The following is a 15,947-nucleotide window of genomic DNA, read 5'->3' as shown; positions in this document are numbered from 1 at the left end:
TCCGCTACCCGCACCGCCCAGCAAAGTAACCACGGAAGTATTAATAGCCGTCGTTCTCAGCTGGTGTTCCCAGCCATTGGGCTGCTGTTGAGAACGGGCCTGCGAAGCCGTTGCCCGCTTGTACGCCCTTGGCGTCCTTGCTGAGCGCCAGCACCTGCGCCTGCTGGTAGAGGGGCAGGGCGATGGCGTCGCGCCACAGCGCCGACTCGACGTTGGCCGAGGCCTGCTGGAACGACGTGCGGCCGGAGAGGGCCGCGTCGATCGTCGGTTGCAGGAGCTCGTCGCAGAAGCCCGCCGCGTTGTAGGGCAGCGGCTGTTCGCTGTCCCCGTCGACGCCGGGGCAGCCGTAGGACGACGCCATGGTGGCGGCGGGGTCTCCGCCTGCCGGGCGCGGCGCCACCGCCATGTCGACGGTTCCGGAGGTACCGCTCTCCGCGGAGTGCGGGTCGGTCGCGAGCATGTCGCCGAAGAGCTGGTCGCCGGTGGGCGTCACGACGGTGGCCTGAATGCCCTGGTCGCGGAGCTGCTGGGCGGCTGCCTCGGCGATGCTGATGTAGCCCTCGTGCTCGAAGGGCGCGGCGATCACCAGGTTGAGAGGGCGTCCGTCGCGGAGCCACGAGGTGCCGCTGCGCTGGTACCCGGCTTCGGTCAGCAGCCGCTCGACCTGCGCCGGGTCCGGCCGCTTGGGCAGCGTTCCCGCGGGTTCGGTCGGCGTGTAGCCGTGCTCGGACGGTGCCAGGACCTGCGCGTGCGCCTGCAGCTGATCGCCGGGCCCGCCTCCGGTCCCCGCCTGGATCAGCGCCGGGCGGTCGAGGGCGGCCAGCACCGCCTGCCGGACCTTGACGTCGGCGAGCGCGCGGCTGTCCTGCCGCAGCAGCACCTCCATGGTGGCCGGTCGCGGCACGGTCATCAGCTGCACCTGGTCGCCGAGGTCGCGCAGCGACTGCACGGTCCCGGCGTCGGCGCTGAACAGGGCCAGGTGGCTGTCACCGCTGCGCAGCGCTTCGACCTGACGGGCCTTGTCGACGGCGCGCAGCACGATGCGGTCGGACTGCGCGGGGGGTCCCCAGTAGCGGTCGTTGCGCTCCAGGATGATCTCGCCGCGGTCCAGGTCGACCTGGCGGATCGCGAACGGTCCGCCCGAGGCCGGGTAGCCGTCGTCGAGGACGGTCGCCCAGCCGCGCGGGGCGGCGCGCAGCAGGTGCGCGGGAAGCAGGTTGGTGAACAGCGTCTGCCAGCCCGCGAAGGGCTTGCTGAAGGTGACGTCGACGGTCTTGCCGCCCTGCCGGGAGGCCACGTCCTCGATCATCCGGTAGCCGGCCGGTTCGGCCACCCCCGGTTGCGACCGCAGCTGCTCCCACAGGTAGACGAAGTCCTCGGCGGCGATCGGGGCGCCGTCGGACCAGCTGGCCTGCCGCTTGATCCGGTACCGCACGGTGAACTTCTCGGTGTCCGGGACGACCTCCGCGGACTCCATCAGGTTGGTGTCCAGCTGCAACGCGCCTTCGGGACCCGGCCGGAAGACCGAGGGCAGCATCAGACCCGCGAGTGCGGAGCTGGTCGGTGAGAGGTCGGCCAGCGTGTGCGGGTTGAACCCGCCTTCGAGCTCGTCGACGCCGACGACGACCTCGATCGGCATCGGCTGGGCGGGCGTGCTCGTGCTGGGTGCGCTGGTGGTCGGGTCCGGCGCCACCAGGTGCGGCGGCGGCGCGTCCGTGCAGCCCGCAACCAGGCTGACGACGGTCACCAGCAGGGGAACCGCGCCCCTAGCGCGGCGTCGACCCTGGGACACGCCGAACCTCCCCTCACATCGGCCGCCGGAGGTTCCGGGGCCACGCACCCCGCGTCCGGACGACAACATCCGACCGCAGGACGCGCGAGAGCCCCCCATGGTTCCGCAAGCACCCAGAAGATCGTCACCGGGGTCACCGACCGTAACCCCGGCCCACCGTGAGACCCGCACGGTCAGGCACGTACCGACCCACCACTCGGTGCCGGAGGGGTGGTTGGGGTGGGGAAGTTCTCATGAAAACTTCCCCACCCCACCGACAAGATCAGCCGTTGTCGCGGGCCTTCTGGCGGGAGCGCTCGCGTCCGCGAGTGGTGCTGTCCAGGGTGATCTTGCGGACACGGATGGCCTCCGGTCCGATCTCGACGCACTCGTCGCCGGAGCAGAACTCCAGCGCCTCCTCCAGCGAGAGGGTGCGCGGCTTGGCCAGCTTCTCCAGCTCGTCGGCGGTCGAGGACCGCATGTTGGTGAGCTTCTTCTCCTTGGTGATGTTCACGTCGAGGTCCTCGGCGCGCGGGTTCTCGCCCACGACCATGCCCTCGTAGACCTCGTTGGTCGGCTGCACGAAGAACGACCCGCGGTCGGCCAGCTGCAGCAGCGCGTAGTTGGTGGCCGGGCCGGAGCGGTCGGCGACCAAGGAGCCGCTGTGCCGGGTGCGCAGTTCGCCCACCCACTGGTCGTAGCCCTCGAAGACGTGGTTGGCGATGCCGGTGCCCCGGGTCTCGGTGAGGAACTCGGTGCGGAACCCGATGAGGCCGCGCGCCGGGATCACGTAGACGAGCTTGATGCGGCCCGTGCCGTGCCCGTCCATGGTCTCCATGCGGCCCTTGCGGCTGGCCAGCAGCTGCGTGACGGCGCCGAGGTGCTCCTCGGGAGCGTCGATGGTCAGCCGCTCGAACGGCTCGCACAGCTTGCCGTCGATGGTCTTGGTGACCACCTGCGGCTTGCCGACGGTCAGCTCGAAGCCCTCGCGGCGCATGTTCTCGACCAGGATCGCCAGCGCCAGCTCACCACGGCCCTGGACCTCCCAGGCGTCGGGCTTCTCGGTCGGCAGCACCTTCATGCTGACGTTGCCGATCAGCTCGGAGTCCAGGCGGGACTTGACCTGCCGGGCGGTGATCTTGGTGCCGCCGTTGCGGCCGGTCAGCGGCGAGGTGTTGACACCGATGGTCATCGAGATCGCCGGGTCGTCCACGGTGATGCGCGGCAGCGGCTTCGGGTCGTCGGGGTCGGTGAGGGTGTCACCGATGGTGATGTCCGGAACGCCCGCGATGGCCACCAGGTCGCCCGCGGACGCCTGCTCGGCGGGAACGCGGGTGAGGTTCTCGGTGATCAGCAGCTCGGTGAGGCGGACCTTCTCGACGGAGCCGTCCTCGCGGCACCAGCCGACGGTCTGACCCTTGCGGATGGTGCCGGAGTGGATCCGGCACAGGCCGATGCGACCCAGGAACGACGAGGCGTCGAGGTTGGTGACCAGCGCGCTCAGCGGCGAGTCGAAGTCGGCGATCGGCGCGGGCACGTGTTCGAGCAGGACCTTGAACAGCGAGTCCAGGTTCTCCTCGGCGGGCAGCTCGCCGTCGACCGGCTGCTCCAGGGAGGCGCGGCCGGCGCGGGCGGAGGCGTAGACGACCGGCAGGTCGAGGATCGACTCCATGTCGAGGTCGACCTCGCCGTCGAGCTCGCTGGCGAGCTCCAGCAGCAGGTCGTGGGCCTCTTCGACGACCTCGGCGCAGCGGGCGTCGGGGCGGTCGACCTTGTTGACGACCAGGATGACCGGCAGCTTCGCGGCCAGCGCCTTGCGCAGCACGAAGCGGGTCTGCGGCAGCGGGCCTTCACTGGCGTCGACGAGCAGGGTCACGCCGTCGACCATGGACAGCGCGCGCTCCACCTCGCCGCCGAAGTCGGCGTGGCCGGGCGTGTCGACGACGTTGATGGTGACCGGGCCGTCGTCGGTCTCCCGGCGGATGGCGGTGTTCTTCGCCAGGATCGTGATGCCCTTCTCACGCTCCAGGTCGTTGGAGTCCATGACGCGGTCGACGAGCTCGGCGCGCTCGGAGAAGGCACCGGACTGGCGCAGCATCGCGTCAACCAAGGTGGTCTTGCCGTGGTCGACGTGCGCGACAATGGCTACGTTGCGCAGATCACTGCGCGTGGGGGCGGCGACGCTGGTGGCGGACACGCGGGTACTCCATGGATCGGCGCGGAAATGGCTCTGCGGTTCGTCGATGTGATGCACCGCTGGGCGATGGCACCGGGTGCGGTTCTCCCGCACGGCACCTGACTCGCCAGGCACCGGCCGCGGCTCCACTGCCCGCTGCTGCGGAGCTCATTTCGGGCGGCACCCCACAGGTTGTGGGGGCGCTACATCGACACGCGGCCCCCTTCAGGGTAGTGCAAGCATCCCGGGGACCGGCGCGCACGTGCGCAGCGCAACAGCGAACAGCGCGCGAACATCAAGTTCGCCAGCTCGGGTTAGGTTCACCTACGCTCGGCCGCGACGACCGACTCCGCGCCGGAAAGAAGCACCGTGGGCAAAGGCACCATCAAGGTCAAGAAGAAATGTTGCCACTCGCAACCACCGTGCAAGAGCTGCCCCATCGTGGCTCTGCGCACAATGCTCAAGGAGCAGAAAGCGGCCGAGGCCAAAAAGGCGCAGAAGAAGGCCAAGAAGCAGGGCAAGAAAAAGGACGCGAAGTGACCTGGCCGCGGCCTCGGGGCCGCAGCTCGCAGGACGTGGACCGCTAGCGCTGGGCAGCGGCCTTCAACGGGTCGGCGTAGGCCGCCAGCTCGGGGATCGTGCGCAGGGCCTGGAACTCGATCACCTCGTACCGGACCAGTTTGTGCAGGGCGAACGGGTCGGTCGCCAGGATGGCGTCCAGCCTGCCGCGGGACATCGCCCGAGCGATGATCACCGCCCCGTTGCGGGGGTGCCGGTGACCGGCGGCGATGAAGTCGCCTGCGTCGTAATGCTGGGCGACCCATTCGTAGTGATCTACCAGTTGGGCGTCGATATCCGATTCTGGCGCGGTGTATTGCAGCAGCACTACAAACATTCTTTCAATGTAACTCCGCGAACCCCCTCTTGCCGATCATATTCATCCATTGGCCCTGATCGACAATTCCCAAAAGCAGACTTCTCGGCACACTCCCCCGCACACCGCCCGAACCGACTCACTCGCTCAGACCAATCGACTGGGCTCCCGTCCGGCGACGCCGGCAGGTCGCCTCACGGCTCCGGGCTGACCGCGTTCGCGTCGTCGAGGAATCGCTTCAGCGAGTGGACCAGGACGCGGTCGGTTTCCAGCCAGTCGAGGCACGCGAGCTCGCCGGGCGCCACCCAGCGGACGTCCCGGTGCTCGACGGCGCGAGGCTGCTGGGACGGGTCGGCGAGCTCGGCGGTGTGGATGCGCAGGAGCATCCCGTTATCCAGCGGGACGTCGGTGCCCAGCCTGCCGGTGGGCCGCACGTCCACACCGAGCTCCTCGCGGCATTCGCGGATCACCGCCTCCGGCTCGGTCTCGCCCGGTTCGACCCGCCCTCCCGGGAGCTCCCAGCGACCGGCGTGCGCCGGCGGATAACCGCGCTGCTGGGCGAGCAGCCGGCCTCCGCACACGATCGCGGTCCCGACGACGACCTGCCGGTTCGCCCAGGACTCGGCGAGCGCGCGGACCGCCCGGATGCGGGCCGCCAGCACGTCGAGCACCAGGCGACGGCCGAGTGCCACGTCGCCGAGCCTGCCCAGCGCGCCGAGCGGGCTGGTCCAGCGCACCGAATCGGTGAGCAGCGTCCGCGGGCCGACCTGGGCCAGGACCATCTCGTGCTGCAGGACGCGCAGCGGCCCGGAGACCAGCACCGATCCCACCCCGTCGGCGTCCGCGCGCGTGATCCGGGTGGTGAGGGTGAACGCCGCGAGGCGGAACGCGAGTTCATCACCGGGCACGAGCAGCGAATCCGGTCCGGTCAGCGCCCGGCCGTGAACGCCCAGACCGGCGAGCCCCGTCTCGGCCGTGCGGGTGTGCCGCAGCGCGGCTCCCACGGTGGCCAGTGGTGCCTCGATCAACCCGGTACTCCGCAGAACCGCCACGCCGGTGAATCTTGCCGGATGTCAGGGAGCGGAAGGCCAGCGGACCTCGATGCGGGCGCCGCCCTCCGGCGACTCCCCCGCCCGCACCGACCCGCCGCGCCTGCGCACGGCCTCGGCAGCCAGGGCGAGCCCCAACCCGGCGCCGCCCGTGCTGCGAGCCCTGTCCGGCTCGACCCGGTAGAAGCGGTCGAAGACGCGGGCTCGGTGCTCGGGCGGGATGCCGGGCCCGTCGTCGTCGACCAGCAGCCGCACGCCCATCCCGGGCTCGGCCTGCACCGACGCGCGCACCAGCGTCCGGCCGTAGCGCAGCGCGTTGCCGATGATGTTCTCCACCGCGGTCGAGACCTCGGCGGGCGCGGCGAGCACGAGCACCGGTCCCTCCGGCAGGTCCGCGTCGATGTCCGTGCCGAGCCGTTCCGCCGCGGTGCGCACGGCCGAGGCCAGGTCCACGGGTCCGGCCGGTTCCACCTCGCGTTCCGCTCTGGCCAGCGCCAACAGGCTCTCGACCAGGGTGGACAGCCGCTGCGCTTCGCCTGCGATGTCCTGCAGCGTCTCGTGGGCGATCTCCGGATCCGGGTGCATCACGGCGACCTCGGCCTGGGCCCGGATGGAGGCGACCGGGTTGCGCAGCTCGTGGGCGGCGTCACCGGTGAAGCGCCGCAACCGCTCGGTGTCGGCGTCCCGCCTCGCCAGCATCGCGTTGAGCTCCTCGGCCAGCGCGCGGATCTCATCGGCGGCTTCGGGCACCGGCAGCCGCTCGCCCTCGGGAAGGCCTGCCGCGGCGCTGCGGATCCGATCCACCGGGCGCAGCGACCGGTGCACGACCAACCAGGTCGCGAAACCGACGAGCGCCGCCGCGATCACCGATCCGAAACCGAGCAGCTTCCCGGTGCGACCGGCGGTGTCGGCGAAGCCGACCAGGCGGGACTCGGCGGCCACCAGCAGGTGGCGCCCGCCGGAATCGGTGACCGCCACGCCGCGCCAGCGGTGCAGCTCCGCGGGCGCCACGAAGTCGAGGACTCCGCTGCCGGCCCGCAGCTCCGCGATCTGCGATTCGCCCAGGTTGGTGCTGGGCAGGCCGTCCACCGGCTCCCCGTCGGCGCCCAGCACCCGCACGTCGGGACGCGGCAGGTGCGGGCGGCCCGAGGCGACCTGGCTCGCCGTGCCGCCCGCGATGCGCTTGAGGTCGGCGTCCACGGAGTCGATCAGCAGCCAGCTGACGATGCCGGCCCCGGCGTGCGCGACGACGCTCAGACCGATCAGCGCGACGACGGCGGCCACGACGCTGGTGCGGAACTGGATGGTGCGGCGCTGCCACCACACGCGCAGCGTCCGGATCATGCGTCGGCGCTGACCCGGTAGCCCTGCCCGCGCACGGTCTGCACGAGCTCGCCCGCTCCCACGGCGGTGAGTTTGCGCCGCAGGTAACCGACGTAGACCTCGACGACGTTGCGGGTGACGAACTGCTCCTCGCCCCAGACCATCCGCAGCAGGTCGTCCTTGGGCACCACCGACTCCGGGTGGCTGGCCAGCGCGACCAGCAGGCCGAACTCGCGCGGGGAGAGCGTCACCGGCCGCCCGTCCCAGTGCACCTCGCGGTTGCTGCGGTCGATCTCCAGCGCTCCCACGCGCAGGCACGCCTGCTGACCGGCGTTGTCGCGGCGCCGCAGCAGCGCCCGCACCTGGGCGACCAGCACCAGGAAGGAGAAGGGTTTGACCAGGTAGCCGTCGGCACCGAGATCGAGCCCGTCGGCCTGGTCGACCTCGCCGCTCTTGGCCGAGATCAGCAGGACCGGCGTGGCCACGTCCTGCTCGCGCATCCGCTCCAGCACCCGATAACCGGACATGCCGGGCAGCATGACGTCGAGCAGCACCACGTCGAAGGCGCCGGTCGTGGCCAGGCGCAGCGCTTCGGTCCCGTCGGCGGCGACGCTGACCTCCATGCCTTCCGCGGTCAGTCCGCGGCGCAGGGCGGTCCGCACTCCCGGCTCGTCGTCGACCACCAGAACCCGAGGCAACATGGTGACCAGCATGCCGATCGGGACCCGCCCGGAGCACCCGTCTCAGGGCCTTCTCACGGTGATCCGTCCGATTCTCAGCTCGATCTCAGACTGGGCACGCCGCGAGCGGTCGGAACGTGCTCGCTCAGGCACCATGAGGGCATGACCGAACTCCTCACCGACGCGCAGATCTCCGAGGCGCTGGAGCACCTGCCGAAGTGGCACCGGGACGGCGACACGATCGTCCGCGAGGTCGACTTCCCCGGGTTCCCGCAGGCCATCCAGGCAGTCACGCGCATCGCCGAGATCGCCGAGTCCGAGAACCACCACCCCGACATCGACATCCGCTACAAGACGGTCACCTTCTACCTCTCCACCCACTACAAGGGCGGCCTCACCGGCAACGACACCTCCCTCGCCCAGGAGATCGACACCGTCGTCGAGCAGTTCGGCTAACCCTCGACGAGGTCTGCGACCTCGTAGGCGCATCCCCAGGAGAGCCCGACGCCGCTGCCGGCGTGGCCGTAGTCGTGGATGATCCGGGCGCCTTCGTAGCGCTCGACCTCGACGCGGACGGACTCCCGGCCCGGCCGCAGCCCGACGGTCTCCTCCAGGACTTCGGCATCCGCCAGCCGGGGTTCGAGCGCGGCGACGCGGCGCCGGATCCCGGCGCTGAGGTCGGCTCGCGGTGTCCGCCGCCAGTCGTGCTCCAGGGAGACGCCGCCGAGCACGACCCGGTCGCCGTGCGGCATCCAGGACGTGAACTCGCCTCCCTCGCTGAGCTCGATGAAGTACTCGTCGATGCCCGGGTTGCGCACCACGACGTGCTGGCCGAGGACCGGGTGCACGCCGGGGTCGCCGACCAGCTCGTGAGCGCCGACGCCGGTGCAGTTGACGACCGTGGCGGATTCGGCGGCGGCGTCGGCCAGCGACTGCACCGGCCCCAGCCGGATCTCGCCGCCCGCCGCCTGGAACCTGGCGAGCAGGTGGTCGAGGTAGCGCGGCATGTCGATCAGCGGGACGGTGGCGCTGCAGCCCCAGACGAACCCGTCGGGAAGCTCGTGCTCATCGCATCGGCGCAGGTCCGGGACGAGCTTGGTCTCGGGAGGGACGACGTCGCCGAGATCGAACCGCGCGGCCATCCGGCCCGGGGCCAGGTGCACGCCGGAGTTCTCGTCGCGCGCCAGCGCGGTGAACTCGGCGTGCGAGAGGGTCGCCCAGTAGAGTACTCGGTCCGCAGGCTTGAGCCGGGCCGGGCCCCACATCGCCCCGGCCACCGCCGAGGTGGTCTCGCGGGGGCGCTCAGCGGTGCGGATCAACACCTGCCGACCCGCTTCGGCGAGAACGACGCCGCAGGTCAGGCCGTGCACACCCGCACCGATCACGAGTACCGGACTCACGCGTCCGACGCTAGCAGCCCCGCTGCCGGGTGGGACCCTCTTCAGGCCCGGTTTCACCCGGCGGCCGGTCATCCCTCGTAGTCCCTGAGCACCTCGGCCAGTTCGGCCAAGGCGTCGGCGAGCCTGTGCCTCTCACTCCGGGAGACCTCGCCCCTGGGCAGCCGGAAGGCCACCCGGTCGAGCTCCCACTGCGCTTCTCTCAGCACCACGGCGAAGTTCGCCGAACGGCACATCGGCCTCCCGATCCTCCGGTTCTCCTCGATCATCACCTTCACCCCGCCCCAACCTCGGTCGTACTGCAATAGTGCAGGTCAGGTGGGTTGTCAGGGCAGCGTTGAAGAACGTTCTCGCGGTGAGTAGATGTACGCCGACGGCTCAGGAGAATCCGCCGAGGCCGGACGGACCACCCCGGCACCGCCCCCCGGACCACCGGACCGGCGCCTTCAGATCAGCGCGGTGACGTCGGGTTCCTCGCCGGTGGCGATGGTCGCGGTGACCGTGAACGACCTGAGGTCGAGGACCGCGACCTCGTTGACGTCCAGCAGGGTGACGAACGCCGTCGGTTCCGCGGGGTGGAACGAGATGCCCGCCGGGGTGCCGCGGAAGGCGATCGACCGCACTTCGCCGAGGTCGGGCCGGCAGCGGGTGACGGTCCGGTTCTCGATATCGGTCGTCAGCACGTCGCCGTCGCCGGGAATCACGTAGACCCGCAGCGGATCTCCCGGCACCGGAACCCGCTGCGTCTCCAGCAGAGTCCGGGCGTCGAGCACGACGAGCGCCCGGTCCTCGCGCGCACCCACGTACAGGACGCGCTCGTCCTCGCTCAGGGCACAGCTCTCGGGCAGCCGCCCGGGAGAGGCGACGATCGGCGGAACCGAGGCGTCGCGCGGGTCGACGAGGCTGACCGTGTGCGACAGCAGGCCGGTGACGTAGGCGCGCGATCCCGCCCGGTTCACCACGACCATGTGCGTCTTGATGCCTCCGGTGTCCACCGCGCCGGTCGGCCCTTCGGCGTTCGCCGGGTCGTCGATCCGCAGCAGAACGCCCTTCTCCTCGCTGAGCACGTGGAGGCGGTCCTGGTCGTCGATCGCGATGCCGTGCAGGCGGTTGAACGGGCTGAGGTCGATCGTCCGCACCAGTGCGCGGGCGGCGAGGTCGATGACGAACACGCTCGTGCCGCCCACGCCCGGGTCGCCGGACATCCGCACCCCGTAGTGCCCGATGTAGGCGTACCGGCGGGCGCTGTCGACCACCATCTCGTGCGGGTACCGCTCCAGCGGGATCCGGTGCAGCAGGTCCCCGGTCGCGACGTCGTGGAACGCCACCGCGTGACCGCTCTTCTCCACGACCAGGAGCGTCCCCGCGACCTCCCGGCGAGCTCCGCCCGCTGCGGCCGCGCCGGGTGCGCTCAGCGTCGCGGCGACCCCCGCGGCCAGCAGTCCGCCACCCATCGCCCGCAGCACGGTCCGCCTGCTCTCCACGCCATCCACCTCTCGCCACCCCGAGCGCGCCCTCGTCCCCCGGGTTCACCCTCGACCCGACGTTCGCGCCGAGCCCGGATTCGCGCCGAGTCCGGCAGGGACGCTAGATCAGCGGAGGCGCGGGGGTGCGGTGATGGGCAGTTTTGGTCCGAATTGACCGGGCACAACGGACATGATCATGGGTCGGTTCGGACCAAAACTGCCCACGGGACCCCAGGACTCACCCGAGTGGGTGTGCGCGGCGCACGTCCCGCCGGGGAGCGCCCCGATTGCGGCGCCAGGACGCACGCGCTGAGCAGAAGTGTCGTGAGCTCGGGGTTCTCGCATACTCGACCCGTGGATCTGCGACGGCGAGGACGGTTCTCCCTGCTGCGGCGCGTCTACGTGCTCGTCGGAGCCCTCCTCGTGGTGAGCGTGGTGATCACCGGCGCCACGTTCGCCCTGCGGCAGCGGGTCGAGGCCTCGACGGACAACCTGATCAACAGGATCGTGCCTGCGCAGACCGAGACCGCCCAGCTCATCACCGCCTACTCCGACCAGGAGAACCGGGTGCGGGCGTTCCTGCTGACCGACGACGCCTCGTTCCTCACCGACTACGCGCTCGGCCAGGCCAACGCCGCCCACCTGCAGGACTCCTTGGGCCGCCACCTCGCGGGCGATCCCGTGGTGCACAAGCTGGTGCGCGACGTCGCCTCCGCCGCGCGGAGGTGGCACGAGCAGTCCGTCGAGCCGCTGATCTCGCGCAACCGCACCCCGGGCCCGTCGAAGCTCACCCCCCAGGAGCGGGAGTCCGAGGAGGAGCGCGCGGACGAGCTGCGCGCCGAGCTGTTCGAGCTGCGCACCCGGGTCAACGAGATCGCGGAGGTGGAGGCGAAGCGGGCCGGCGCTGCGCGGATCGCGGCGAACTGGCTCACCGCTGCGCTCGCCGTGGCCGGCCTCATCGTGTGGGCCGCGGTCATCCTCCTGCTCCGCAAGTCCCTCGCCCGCCCCTTGCGCACGCTCGTGTCGCAGGTCAACCAGGTGTCGGAGGGCGACCTCGACCGAACCGTCCACGAGTCGGGCCCGCTGGAGCTGACCGCGGTCGCACGCGCGGTGGAGGCGATGCGCACCCGCATCCTCAGCGACACGCGGCACGTCGCGCAGATGCAGGAGGAGCTGGCCCGTCACGAGAAGGCGGAGCGCCGCCGCGCGGAGCAGGACTTCGAGATCGTGGTCGACGCGCTCGACGAGGGTGTCATCGTGCTCGACTCGCACGCGGTCATCGAATCCGCCAACCCCGCTGCCCAACGGATCTTCGCGGAGTCCGGGATCATCGGTTCCTCGCTCGACGCCTGGCCCGTGTTCGACGAGTCCGGGACCGCCCTACAACCCGGGGACTGGTCCCAATGGCCGGGCGACGGGGTGAACTCCCAGGTCGTCCGTCTCGCCCGGGCGGACGGCAGCAGCGCGTGGCTGGCGGTGACCTCGCGGGCGCTCAACACGGCGGAGGGCGTGCCGTACAAGGTCGTCATGTCGTTCGTCGACATCACCGAGAGCCGCGCCGCCCAGAGCCGCCTGGAGCACGAGGCGACGCACGACCCGCTGACCGGTCTGGCCAACCGCACGCTGGTGCTGCGCCACATCGAGCACGCGAAGCAGCAGGGCCGTTCGATCTCCGTGCTGTTCCTCGACCTGGACAACTTCAAGATCATCAACGATTCGCTCGGGCACGGCGTCGGGGACGAGGTGGTGCGCGACGTCAGCCAGCGGCTCGTCCACGCGACGCCCCTGGAGGACCTGGTGGGCCGGCTCGGCGGGGACGAGTTCGTGGTCCTCGCCCACGACGAGACCGACCACGACACGCTCGGGCATCGCTGCGGGCGTCTGCTCGCAGCGATGACCGAACCGATTCGGGCGCAGGGCAGGCAGCTGCACCTCAACGGCAGCATCGGGATCGTGGTGTCCGAACCCGGCGACGACCGGTCCGGCCAGGACCTCCTGCGCGATGCCGACGTGGCGATGTACCAGGCCAAGACGCGAGGCGGCGGGTGCTACGCCTACTTCGACGTCGAGCTCCGCAAGGGCGTGCAGCGGCGCATGGACCTGGAGCAGGACCTGCGCCACGCGGTGCGGCGGGACCAGCTCTGGGTCGCCTACCAGCCCGTCGTCGATCTGCGCTCGGATCGCACCGTGTCGGTGGAGGGACTGCTGCGGTGGCAGCACCCGGTCCACGGGCCGGTTCCGCCGAGCGAGTTCATCCCGGTCGCCGAGGGCAGCGGGCTGATCAACCCGATCAGCGCCCACATGCTGCGCACGGCCACCGCCCAGCTCGCCGCCGAACGCGAGCGCCACCAGGTCGACGTGGGCCTCAACGCGAACCTCTCACCGCGCCAGCTCGACGATCCCCACCTGCAGGCGCTCGTGCAGCACGCCCTGGAGGACTCGGGCCTGCCCGCTCACGCCCTGTGCCTCGAAGTCACCGAGGAGACGATCATGCACGACCCGACGGCGGCGGCACGGGTACTCAACGCGCTGCGCGAGCTGGGGGTGTTGCTGGCGATCGACGACTTCGGCACCGGCTACTCCTCGTTGGCGCAGCTCCGGCGGCTCCCGCTGGACACCCTCAAGATCGACCGCTCCTTCATCACGGACCTCGGCGACTCGGAGGAACTGCGGATCATCGTCACCAGCATCGTGAGCATGGCCCACGCGATCGGCCTCGACGTCGTGGCCGAAGGCGTCGAAACGGGCGAGCAGTTCGACATCCTCAAGGACCTCGGCTGCGACCACGCCCAGGGCTTCTACCTGAGCAAACCCACCTCCCTCGACCAACTCCTCGCCCCTCCCCTCGGCACCCCGGCGGAGTGACCCCTTCGGGAGCACAAGTCCCAGTTCTAGCCATAATTGAGCCGACATTTCGGGCATGATCATGGCTCGGTTTGGACTAAAACTGGGACATGCCCAGGTCAGACCCCAGGCGCGCGGCTTCGGAGGTGGATGCGGGACGTCCCGCTCGTTGCACGACCCGGAATGCGGCGAGGACGTGCGGGTGCGCGATCTCGACATGGAAGGTCAGCGCGGGTCCTCTCGGGGAAGGGCACATTCGTCGCCCCGAAGAAGCCGTAGCGTGGCCCGTCTTTGAACAACTCGATCACAGCGGATGCTCCGTGCCAATACTCTTTGTGGCCATGACACGAGCGCCGTTCGAATCGCTGCGTCCGAAGGGCTTCCGACCAGTTCAGGAGCACACCAACGCGTGGGTGCCGGGCAGGATCATCGGTGGTACGACGATGATCATCGGCCCGTTGGTGTGGTTCGCCGGCCTGCTGGTGCGCTACCTCGCCATCGAGGTCTCCGGCCTCACCCCCGAGCAACGCGCGCACTTCGATGCGCAGAACTTCTCCGCCCCGCGCGAGTTGGCCGCCTACGCCCAGGATCCCGCGCTGGTGACGGCGGGCTACGCCTTGTTCGCGGGTGGAACGATCCTCCTGTTCCCCGCGGTTCTGACCTTCGCCCGGATCGTGGCCGCCCGCTGTCCGCGACTGGGGTGGTGGGGCGGCACCATCTTCGTCAGCTCGCTATTCGCCCGGCTCTACTACTACGGCGTCGAACTGACGGCGTTCCAGCTGGTCGACACACTCGGCCTGCACCAGGCCAGCCAGGTCGTGCTGCACTCGTACGGGGAGCTGTCCTACGGGCCGTGGAGGATCCCGGTCACCGCCGCGCTGGGCGCGATCGTCGGCATCGTGCTGCTGGTGATCGGCGCCTTCCGGGCGGGCACCATCGGCCTCGGACGGGGCGCCCTGCTGCTGTCATTCGGCTGGGTCTTCATGGGCGTGCTCAAGCGGAGCGACCTCGTCTTCGGCGTCCTCGGCGGCGGCGTCGCGGTCTGCGTGGTCTTCATCCCGCTGGGCATCGCCGTGCTCCGCGATCGGGTTCCCCCGCTCCAGGCCACCATCAAGCCGCTGACCGAGACCACGCGTACGCGGCCCGCACCGCTGATCTGGTAACCGCACACCCGACCCCGGTACGCCGGCTGTTCGTCACCCAGATCGGCTTCCGCCTACTGACGAACGAGCCGGACGCATAACGTGCTGAACAGCGAGAACAGGGGTGGTTCAGACGTTGAACCTGAATTCCACGACGTCGCCGTCGGCCATCGTGTAGTCCTTGCCCTCCATGCGGACCTTGCCCGCGGACTTGGCGTCGGCCATGGAGCCCGCCGCCATGAGGTCGTCGTAGGAGACGATCTCGGCCTTGATGAAGCCGCGCTCGAAGTCGGTGTGGATGACGCCCGCGGCCTGCGGGGCGCTCGCGCCCTGCGGGATCGTCCAGGCGCGGGCCTCCTTCGGGCCTGCCGTGAGGTAGGTCTGCAGGCCGAGGGTGTGGAAGCCGGCGCGGGCCAGGGCGTTGAGGCCCGGCTCCTCCTGACCGATGGACTCCAGCAGCTCGCGCTGCGACTCCTCGTCGAGCTCCATGAGCTCCGCCTCGACCTTGGCGTCCAGGAACACCGCGTCGGCCGGGGCGATCAGCTCGCGCAGCTCCTTCTGCTTGGCCTCGTCGGCCAGCACGCCCTCGTCCGCGTTGAACACGTACAGGAACGGCTTGGTGGTCAGCAGGTTGAGCTCGCGCAGATCCGGGTCGTCCTTGCCGATGCCTGCGGAGAACAGCGTCTTGCCGTCCTCCAGGATCGTCTGGGCCTTCTTGACGGCCTCCAGCCCGGGACGCTTGTCCTTGTTCGTGCGAGCTTCCTTCTCCAGCCTGGGCAGCGCCTTCTCCAGCGTCTGCATGTCGGCGAGGATCAGCTCGGTGTTGATCGTCTCGATGTCGCTGGACGGGTCGATCCGCCCGTCGACGTGCACCACGTCCGGGTCGTCGAAGACGCGGATGACCTGGCAGATCGCGTCGGCCTCGCGGATGTTGGCGAGGAACTTGTTGCCCAGGCCCTGCCCCTCGGACGCACCCTTGACCAGGCCTGCGATGTCGACGAACGACACCGAGGCGGGCACCGTCTTGGCGGAACCGAACACCTCGGCCAGCTTGTCCAGCCGGACGTCCGGAAGCGGCACCACGCCGACGTTCGGCTCGATGGTGGCGAACGGGTAGTTCGCCGCGAGCGCGTCGTTGCTGGTCAGCGCGTTGAACAGGGTGGACTTGCCGACGTTGGGCAGACCGACGATTCCGAGGGTGAGACTCACGCCGGGGATTTTAGGC

General features: G+C 70.2%; 14 protein-coding genes. 4 read left to right on the top strand and 10 right to left on the bottom strand.

The genetic code is table 11. The features are described from left to right. Window positions 1–40 precede the first annotated feature (40 nt). The gene (locus tag ACYVF3_RS01250; protein ID WP_461152437.1) at window positions 41–1,792 is read right to left on the bottom strand and encodes an ABC transporter family substrate-binding protein; all 1,752 of its coding nucleotides are present in this window, start codon (window positions 1,790–1,792) and stop codon (window positions 41–43) included. A 262-nt stretch (window positions 1,793–2,054) separates the two neighbouring features. Further along, on the bottom strand, window positions 2,055–3,968 hold the full coding sequence (typA, locus tag ACYVF3_RS01245; protein ID WP_461152436.1) for a translational GTPase TypA: 1,914 nt from the start codon (window positions 3,966–3,968) through the stop codon (window positions 2,055–2,057). 348 nt (window positions 3,969–4,316) lie between these two features. Between typA and ACYVF3_RS01240 the strand changes: the two genes are divergently transcribed. Further along, window positions 4,317–4,487 carry a hypothetical protein gene (locus ACYVF3_RS01240; protein ID WP_461152435.1) on the top strand — a complete coding sequence of 57 codons (171 nt, stop codon included), beginning with the start codon at window positions 4,317–4,319 and terminating at the stop codon, window positions 4,485–4,487. 43 nt (window positions 4,488–4,530) lie between these two features. Here the strand turns inward: ACYVF3_RS01240 and ACYVF3_RS01235 are convergent, their stop codons facing one another. From ACYVF3_RS01235 to ACYVF3_RS01220, 4 genes are all read right to left on the bottom strand, one after another. Then, window positions 4,531–4,842, bottom strand: coding sequence for a YciI family protein (locus ACYVF3_RS01235; protein WP_145742830.1), 312 nt, complete (start codon window positions 4,840–4,842; stop codon window positions 4,531–4,533). Between the two features lie 173 nt (window positions 4,843–5,015). Then, window positions 5,016–5,849, bottom strand: coding sequence for an NUDIX domain-containing protein (locus ACYVF3_RS01230; RefSeq protein ID WP_461152434.1), 834 nt, complete (start codon window positions 5,847–5,849; stop codon window positions 5,016–5,018). 45 nt (window positions 5,850–5,894) lie between these two features. Beyond that, window positions 5,895–7,214, bottom strand: coding sequence for an ATP-binding protein (locus tag ACYVF3_RS01225; protein WP_461152433.1), 1,320 nt, complete (start codon window positions 7,212–7,214; stop codon window positions 5,895–5,897). Beyond that, a complete protein-coding gene (locus tag ACYVF3_RS01220; protein WP_461152432.1) occupies window positions 7,211–7,894 on the bottom strand; it encodes a response regulator transcription factor in 684 nt (227 codons plus the stop codon). The genes ACYVF3_RS01225 and ACYVF3_RS01220 overlap by 4 nt, the downstream gene beginning before the upstream one ends. A gap of 141 nt (window positions 7,895–8,035) precedes the next feature. Between ACYVF3_RS01220 and ACYVF3_RS01215 the strand changes: the two genes are divergently transcribed. Continuing rightward, window positions 8,036–8,329 carry a 4a-hydroxytetrahydrobiopterin dehydratase gene (locus tag ACYVF3_RS01215; RefSeq protein WP_461152431.1) on the top strand — a complete coding sequence of 98 codons (294 nt, stop codon included), beginning with the start codon at window positions 8,036–8,038 and terminating at the stop codon, window positions 8,327–8,329. On the opposite strand, the gene ACYVF3_RS01210 is transcribed toward ACYVF3_RS01215, so the two are convergent. The 3 genes from ACYVF3_RS01210 to ACYVF3_RS01200 all read right to left on the bottom strand — a co-directional run bounded on the left by ACYVF3_RS01210 (window position 8,326) and on the right by ACYVF3_RS01200 (window position 10,754). Next, the gene (locus ACYVF3_RS01210) at window positions 8,326–9,273 is read right to left on the bottom strand and encodes an FAD-dependent oxidoreductase (RefSeq protein WP_461152430.1); all 948 of its coding nucleotides are present in this window, start codon (window positions 9,271–9,273) and stop codon (window positions 8,326–8,328) included. The two genes, ACYVF3_RS01215 and ACYVF3_RS01210, sit on opposite strands and share 4 nt — an antisense overlap. Before the next feature lie 68 nt (window positions 9,274–9,341). Then, the gene (locus tag ACYVF3_RS01205; protein WP_461152429.1) at window positions 9,342–9,539 is read right to left on the bottom strand and encodes a hypothetical protein; all 198 of its coding nucleotides are present in this window, start codon (window positions 9,537–9,539) and stop codon (window positions 9,342–9,344) included. 177 nt (window positions 9,540–9,716) lie between these two features. Continuing rightward, window positions 9,717–10,754: a YncE family protein gene (locus ACYVF3_RS01200; RefSeq protein WP_461152428.1), complete on the bottom strand. Its 1,038-nt coding sequence runs from the start codon at window positions 10,752–10,754 to the stop codon at window positions 9,717–9,719. A 336-nt stretch (window positions 10,755–11,090) separates the two neighbouring features. Here ACYVF3_RS01200 and ACYVF3_RS01195 point away from each other — a divergent pair, with 336 nt between their 5' ends. Both ACYVF3_RS01195 and ACYVF3_RS01190 read left to right on the top strand, forming a co-directional pair. Beyond that, window positions 11,091–13,601, top strand: a complete 2,511-nt coding sequence (locus ACYVF3_RS01195) for an EAL domain-containing protein (protein ID WP_461152427.1) — start codon at window positions 11,091–11,093, stop codon at window positions 13,599–13,601. 320 nt (window positions 13,602–13,921) lie between these two features. Continuing rightward, window positions 13,922–14,743, top strand: coding sequence for a hypothetical protein (locus ACYVF3_RS01190; RefSeq protein WP_461152426.1), 822 nt, complete (start codon window positions 13,922–13,924; stop codon window positions 14,741–14,743). A gap of 108 nt (window positions 14,744–14,851) precedes the next feature. Here ACYVF3_RS01190 and ychF read toward each other — a convergent pair whose 3' ends face one another. Continuing rightward, window positions 14,852–15,931 (bottom strand): redox-regulated ATPase YchF, encoded by a 1,080-nt coding sequence (ychF, locus tag ACYVF3_RS01185; protein WP_461152425.1) that lies wholly within the window; start codon window positions 15,929–15,931, stop codon window positions 14,852–14,854. Between the last annotated feature and the right edge of the window lie 16 nt (window positions 15,932–15,947).

Source organism: Saccharopolyspora tripterygii (assembly GCF_054778355.1).
The sequence above is the reverse complement of the archived record's forward strand: the minus strand, read 5'-3'. Positions and strand labels throughout refer to the sequence as shown.